The sequence below is a fragment of the Prosthecobacter sp. genome (assembly GCF_044222345.1).
Lineage (GTDB): Bacteria > Verrucomicrobiota > Verrucomicrobiia > Verrucomicrobiales > Verrucomicrobiaceae > Prosthecobacter.
The window spans coordinates 1-5,239 of record NZ_JBGANL010000118.1; the positions used below are offsets into that span (position 1 = coordinate 1).

The following is a 5,239-nucleotide window of genomic DNA, read 5'->3' on the forward strand; positions in this document are numbered from 1 at the left end:
ACTGAGGACGGGAAACTTCGGTAGCGAGGACTCGCTCACGCCGGTGAGTTTCATGACCACATCGGACAGCTGCTGCACGCGTTCGGCTTTGATCGCCTCAAACCCGTGGCCCAGCACCGCGTGGTTGGCGGCGTCGAAAAGCGGTTTCATTTTTGGCCAATCACGAAGAAACGCCTGTCCCATCTGATCGCCCAGACCGGCCAGGGCCCTGAACTGGCTCTGCAACGGAAGCTTGTACTTGCCGTCCACATCGTCCAGATAACAGGTGCGGCAGGTGTCTCGCATCGCGTCGGGCAATTGCTCCGGCTGCACATCCCAGGTCTTAATCTTGTACTGTTTGAAGAGTTGCCGCTGGGCGCAGGCTTCCATCGCACGCACGAGCGCCACCATGGCCCGCTCATAATCATGATCCACGTGGGCGCGACGATGGGCATGCGCGAGCAGATCGAGCACCACCCCTTCCTTCACGTCGGCGGGATCGAGCACCAGCTTTTCCAGGAATCCGTTATTGGCCTTGATGAACGGCAGGAGCGCCTTTAACCCGGGCGGCCCACCCCAGAGCGACGCCATGTCGAGCGCCTTCAACGAGGTCTTCAGTTTGTCCCATGCCTGGCGATAGTGAAACTGCTCCCACAACCCATACCCCGATGCCAATTCGCCGAGGGCACGATAGAGGGGCTTTTGTCCCCCACTCACGCGAGCTTCCAGCGTATGAAACAGCGTGGCGGCGGCTCTGAATGAACCATGATTAAAGGCGTCGCTGGCCTCACGGCGCACCACGACCGCCGACTCATCCCAGGGATTGCCCTGCAGCCAATACTTGGACAACCCGCCGATCGCGATCGCCTCCCCCTCTTCGCGACCCTCCGCATCGACCAGACTGATGACTCGCGACGTCCAGGGCTGGCTCACCGTCGCCAGCGCCGCGGCCATAGCAGGAGTGGCACCGGTCAAATCGACCACGACCTCACCCACCTGCACGGCCCAGTTTCTGAAGAGGTCGTGAATAGATCGTGACAGGGCCTGATGACAGGCGATGACGTCGGCCGGATCGGGCGTCACCACCCAATCCCAGCGCTTGGGCATCTGCTGCACCAGCGGTTGTACCGCCTCCTCTACCTGCGCCTTCGCCGATTCCGGCACGAAAAAGCAGAGCAATTCCGGCTGCAGCCGGTTGATCACATAGGCGGCGAGCGACGGCGCGTCGGTAAAGGCCAGGATGAGCGCTTTGACAGGAGTATCCGCAGGCATGACCGCGGACTATACCACTGCACTCCGGTTGCTTCAATGAACGACGCTTCTTGCACAATCCTTGACGCTCCGGGCAAAGGCGCATAGACTTCCGCGTGAATCATGAGACAGCACCGCTGATCGCGACGGCTGAGGAGGTGCAATGACCTGGTGGCTCTGGGCCTTTCTGGGACTGTTTCTGCTCGGCAGCGAAATCGTCACCCCCGGCGGGTTTTACATGTTGTTCTTCGGGATCGGGGCGCTGGTTGTCGGCGCGCTGGTCGGCCTGGGCATGATTCAGAGTGAATGGATGTCCTGGCTCCTGTTTTCGGTCTTCTCCGTCGCTTCCCTCGTCATCCTTCGTCCTCCGCTCCGCCGTCTCATGACGGCCGAGCGGGACGACGTCTCACCGGTCGATACCATGGGCGGCGAAACGGCCATCGTTCTGGACGACGTTCCTCCCGGCGCCACGGGCAAGGCGGAATGCCGAGGCAGCACCTGGAATGCGCACAACGCCGGCGACAAGCCGCTGCTCAAAGGACAACGCAGCCGCGTCGAGCGCGTGGACGGCATCACCCTGTGGATCAAACCTGAATGAGGTCGCACCATCATGGAGGATAGCGGAATGCCAGGCGGACTCTGGGTTGTTATTTTCCTTGCAGGCCTCGTCCTGCTCGTTATCTCAAAAACCGCGCGTGTGGTGCCGCAGCAGAGCGCCTACGTCGTCGAGCGGCTGGGCCGGTACTCACGGACACTCGGCGCGGGGTTCCACATCCTGTGGCCGTTCCTCGACAGTGTGCAGTACAAACACTCCCTGAAAGAAACCGCCATTGATATCCCCGAACAGATCTGCATCACACGCGATAACGTGCAGGTCGGCGTCGATGGGATTTTGTATTCGAAGGTGTTGGACCCGCAGCGTGCCTCCTACGGCATCAGCGACTACCGCTTCGCCATCACGCAGCTCGCTCAGACCGCGCTCCGCAGCGAGATCGGCAAAATCGAACTCGACCGCACCTTCGAAGAACGCACCAACATCAACAGCCAGGTTGTGAATGAGCTGGACAAGGCCACGGAACCATGGGGCGTGAAGGTGCTTCGGTACGAGATCAAGAACATCACGCCACCGAAAGACGTGCTGGCCGCGATGGAAAAGCAGATGCGGGCCGAACGGGAAAAACGCGCGGTGATTCTGACCTCCGAGGGCGAACGCGACGCCGCCATCAACCAGGCGGAAGGCGAGAAGCAACAGGTCATCAAGGCGTCCGAGGCGAAGAAACAACAGCAGATCAACGAGGCCGAGGGCGCAGCCTCCGCGATTATGGCCATCGCGAGCGCCACGGCAGACGGACTCCGCAAAGTCGCCGAATCCACGCAAATTCCCGGCGGCTACGAAGCCGTGCAGCTGCGCGTCGCCGAGCAGTACATCACCAAGTTCGGGGAACTGGCCAAAGCCAGCAATACCCTTGTGCTCCCCGCCAACGTCTCCGACGTCGGCTCGATGCTGACGCTGGCGATGAACATGATCACGAAACGGTCTTCGCCCACATCTCCGGGAAAGTAAGAGACGTCTGCGGTCGTTTGACAGTGACTCGGGGCTTCCCTACAATTCCGGACGATGAAAGAATTTGCCATCAAGGCCTTCGACGACAGCGCCGAGATCAAGCGGCGCTTCGCGCGGGACCATGCCGACCGAATCGTGCTCTTGCTCTTCGGCAACGGCGGCAGCTCCACCGATGCCGCGCACATCGCCGCCGAGTTTGTCGGCCGCTATAAGCGCGAACGTGCCCCGTTGCCGGCCATTGCCCTCGCCACGGACATTGCCGCCATCACCTGCATCGCCAACGACTACGGCTTCGAGGAGCTGTTCGCCCGTCAAGTTCGCGCACACGGGCAGCGTGGAGATGTGGCGATCGCGATCAGCACCAGCGGCAACTCCCCCAACGTGTTGAAAGGGGTCGAGGCGGCCAAAGCCCTGGGCCTCACCACGATCGCCTGGACCGGCGGAACCGGCGGCAAACTGGCAGGCATGGTGGACTACGCCTTCGTCGTGCCTTCCACGCTGACCGCCCGCATTCAGGAAAGTCACATCACGCTGGGCCATGTGCTCTGCGAACTCATTGAGGATCACGTTCTTGCCAACCCGGCGTAAGCGCCCCACTGCAGCATCGACGCCCCCCGCGATCATCCGGCCGATCGATGCGTCGCGCCTGAAGACCTATCCGCTCCAGCGCCGACACAGCAAGGTGCAGGTCTCCAACTTTGCCAAGGTCTGGACGAAGGGTCGCTCGTTCGCGCGGTTTCTGGACTCACTCCCCGATATCCTGGCGGTCAAAACGTTGCGCGAAGTGGCGCAGGCCATTGCCAAAGCCCATCGCAACGGCCGGCCGGTGATCGTTGGCATGGGCGCCCACGTCGTGAAGGTCGGGCTCGGCCCGCTCCTCGTGGACCTGATGGAACGCGGCATCGTCACCGCTCTCGCCATGAACGGAGCGGTCATCATCCATGACTTCGAACTCGCGTTTATGGGGCACACGTCCGAAGAAGTGGACGCGGAGATCGACTCCGGCCGATTCGGCATGGCGGAAGAAACCGGCCGCATGCTGAATGAAGCCATCACCCTGGGCATGAAAGAAGGTCAGGGGCTTGGCGAATCGCTCGGCAGTTATATTCATCGACGGAAACAACTGTTCCCACATCGCGCCACCAGCCTGCTGGCCACCGGATTCCGGCTGGGCCTTCCCGTCACCGTGCACGTGGCCGTCGGAACCGACATCATTCACATGCATCCGTCCGCAGACGGCGCCGCGATCGGGGCGGGTTCGCTGCTCGATTTTCGCCGCCTGGCCGCAGTTGTCTCCGAAATGGAAGGCGGGGTCTATCTCAATCTGGGGTCAGCCGTGATCCTGCCGGAGGTCTTCCTGAAAGCCGTCTCGCTCGGACGCAACCTTGGTCATCCGTTGACGAACATCACCACGGTCAATATGGACTTCCTCTCGCACTATCGCCCCATGACCAATGTCGTGCGCAGACCCACCCAGAAGGGCGGCAAGGGATACGCATTGACCGGCCACCACGAGATCATGGTGCCATTGCTGGCCGCCGCGGTCATTGAAGAGTTGTCCGGCCGCTGATTCCGGCCTTGCAGCTTTCACTCGACTGTTCGACATCACGATCATGTTGTGAGTACCATGTCACCCTCTCCGGAACCGCTGCTCACAATCTGGACCGATCTCAACCGCCGCTACTTTCAGGGCGGCTTACCTCCGATTCCCATTGAATGGAGCCGCCGACTGACCTCCTCAGCCGGGATGTTCGTCTGCCGGATCGGGCCACGACAGCCGCTTGCGCGCACTCTCGAAGAACCGACCAGACGGCGTTGTATCAGACTGTCGGCGGTGCTACTTCAATCCAATTACCCGGAGCCGAGCCACGAAACCGTCATGACCCTGGCGCACGAAATGATTCACCAGTGGCAATACGATATCTTGAAGCGTCGCCCGAATCATGGTGCCGATTTTCGTCGCATGATGGACCAGATGAATCGCGACGGCCTGGGCATCACGATCTATCACTCGCTCGGAAAAGAAGTGGCTGCCTTGGCCAAATATGCCTGGCGTTGCCAGCACTGCGGCTGCCTCTATCAACGACAACGCCGGACTATTCAACCGCGACGCCACTTCTGCGGCGCCTGTCGGGGGCCGCTCCGCGAGCTTCCTGCCGTGGCACTCGTCACCACCACGGAACCGGCCCACACATCTGCCGCAGGTCCTCAGCTCGGCCTTCCCTTCACCCCCGTGTAGGACATCGATGTCCGGACGATGGCCCCGACAAATTCTCTTCGGCGACATCGACGCCATGTTTGCCTCTGCCGCGGTGCTCGCAGATCCATCGCTGAAAGGGAAACCGGTTGCCGTGGGCGGCCCTCCGCCACGCGGCATTGTGGCAGCGGCGAGTTATGAGGTGCGTCGCTTCGGGGTGCGATCGGCGATGCCGACCATTCAGGCCA

Annotated in this window: 6 protein-coding genes and 1 pseudogene; 6 read left to right on the forward strand and 1 reads right to left on the reverse strand. The window is 61.5% G+C overall.

Features of this window, described 5'->3' with window-relative positions; all coding sequences use genetic code 11:
- The coding region (locus ACILSL_RS26650; protein ID WP_395735114.1) for a TIGR02710 family CRISPR-associated CARF protein at positions 1-1,251 on the reverse strand (1,251 nt) is incomplete at its 3' end.
- 142 nt (positions 1,252-1,393) lie between these two features.
- On the opposite strand from ACILSL_RS26650, the gene ACILSL_RS26655 reads away from it, so the two are divergent.
- The 6 genes and pseudogenes from ACILSL_RS26655 to ACILSL_RS26680 form a co-directional block, all read left to right on the forward strand.
- Positions 1,394-1,828 (forward strand): NfeD family protein, encoded by a 435-nt coding sequence (locus ACILSL_RS26655; RefSeq protein WP_013250792.1) that lies wholly within the window; start codon positions 1,394-1,396, stop codon positions 1,826-1,828.
- Positions 1,829-1,855: 27 nt separating this feature from the next.
- The gene (locus ACILSL_RS26660) at positions 1,856-2,794 is read left to right on the forward strand and encodes an SPFH domain-containing protein (RefSeq protein WP_013250793.1); all 939 of its coding nucleotides are present in this window, start codon (positions 1,856-1,858) and stop codon (positions 2,792-2,794) included.
- Positions 2,795-2,848: 54 nt separating this feature from the next.
- On the forward strand, positions 2,849-3,382 hold the full coding sequence (locus ACILSL_RS26665) for an SIS domain-containing protein (protein WP_395735115.1): 534 nt from the start codon (positions 2,849-2,851) through the stop codon (positions 3,380-3,382).
- Positions 3,366-4,364 carry a hypothetical protein gene (locus ACILSL_RS26670; RefSeq protein WP_395735116.1) on the forward strand — a complete coding sequence of 333 codons (999 nt, stop codon included), beginning with the start codon at positions 3,366-3,368 and terminating at the stop codon, positions 4,362-4,364. Before ACILSL_RS26665 ends, ACILSL_RS26670 begins: the two co-directional genes overlap by 17 nt.
- A 57-nt stretch (positions 4,365-4,421) precedes the next feature.
- Positions 4,422-5,033, forward strand: a complete 612-nt coding sequence (locus tag ACILSL_RS26675) for a SprT-like domain-containing protein (RefSeq protein ID WP_395735117.1) — start codon at positions 4,422-4,424, stop codon at positions 5,031-5,033.
- Positions 5,034-5,088: 55 nt separating this feature from the next.
- A pseudogene (locus ACILSL_RS26680) lies at positions 5,089-5,239 on the forward strand (DNA polymerase IV); the annotation flags it as partial.

What these genes read in the sequence shown, in the direction of transcription:
- ACILSL_RS26655 (WP_013250792.1), top strand. Translation starts at nt 1,394, where the DNA reads ATGACCTGGTGGCTCTGGGCCTTTCTGGGACTGTTTCTGCTCGGCAGC.
- ACILSL_RS26660 (WP_013250793.1), top strand. Translation starts at nt 1,856, where the DNA reads ATGCCAGGCGGACTCTGGGTTGTTATTTTCCTTGCAGGCCTCGTCCTG.
- ACILSL_RS26665 (WP_395735115.1), top strand. Translation starts at nt 2,849, where the DNA reads ATGAAAGAATTTGCCATCAAGGCCTTCGACGACAGCGCCGAGATCAAG.
- ACILSL_RS26675 (WP_395735117.1), top strand. Translation starts at nt 4,422, where the DNA reads ATGTCACCCTCTCCGGAACCGCTGCTCACAATCTGGACCGATCTCAAC.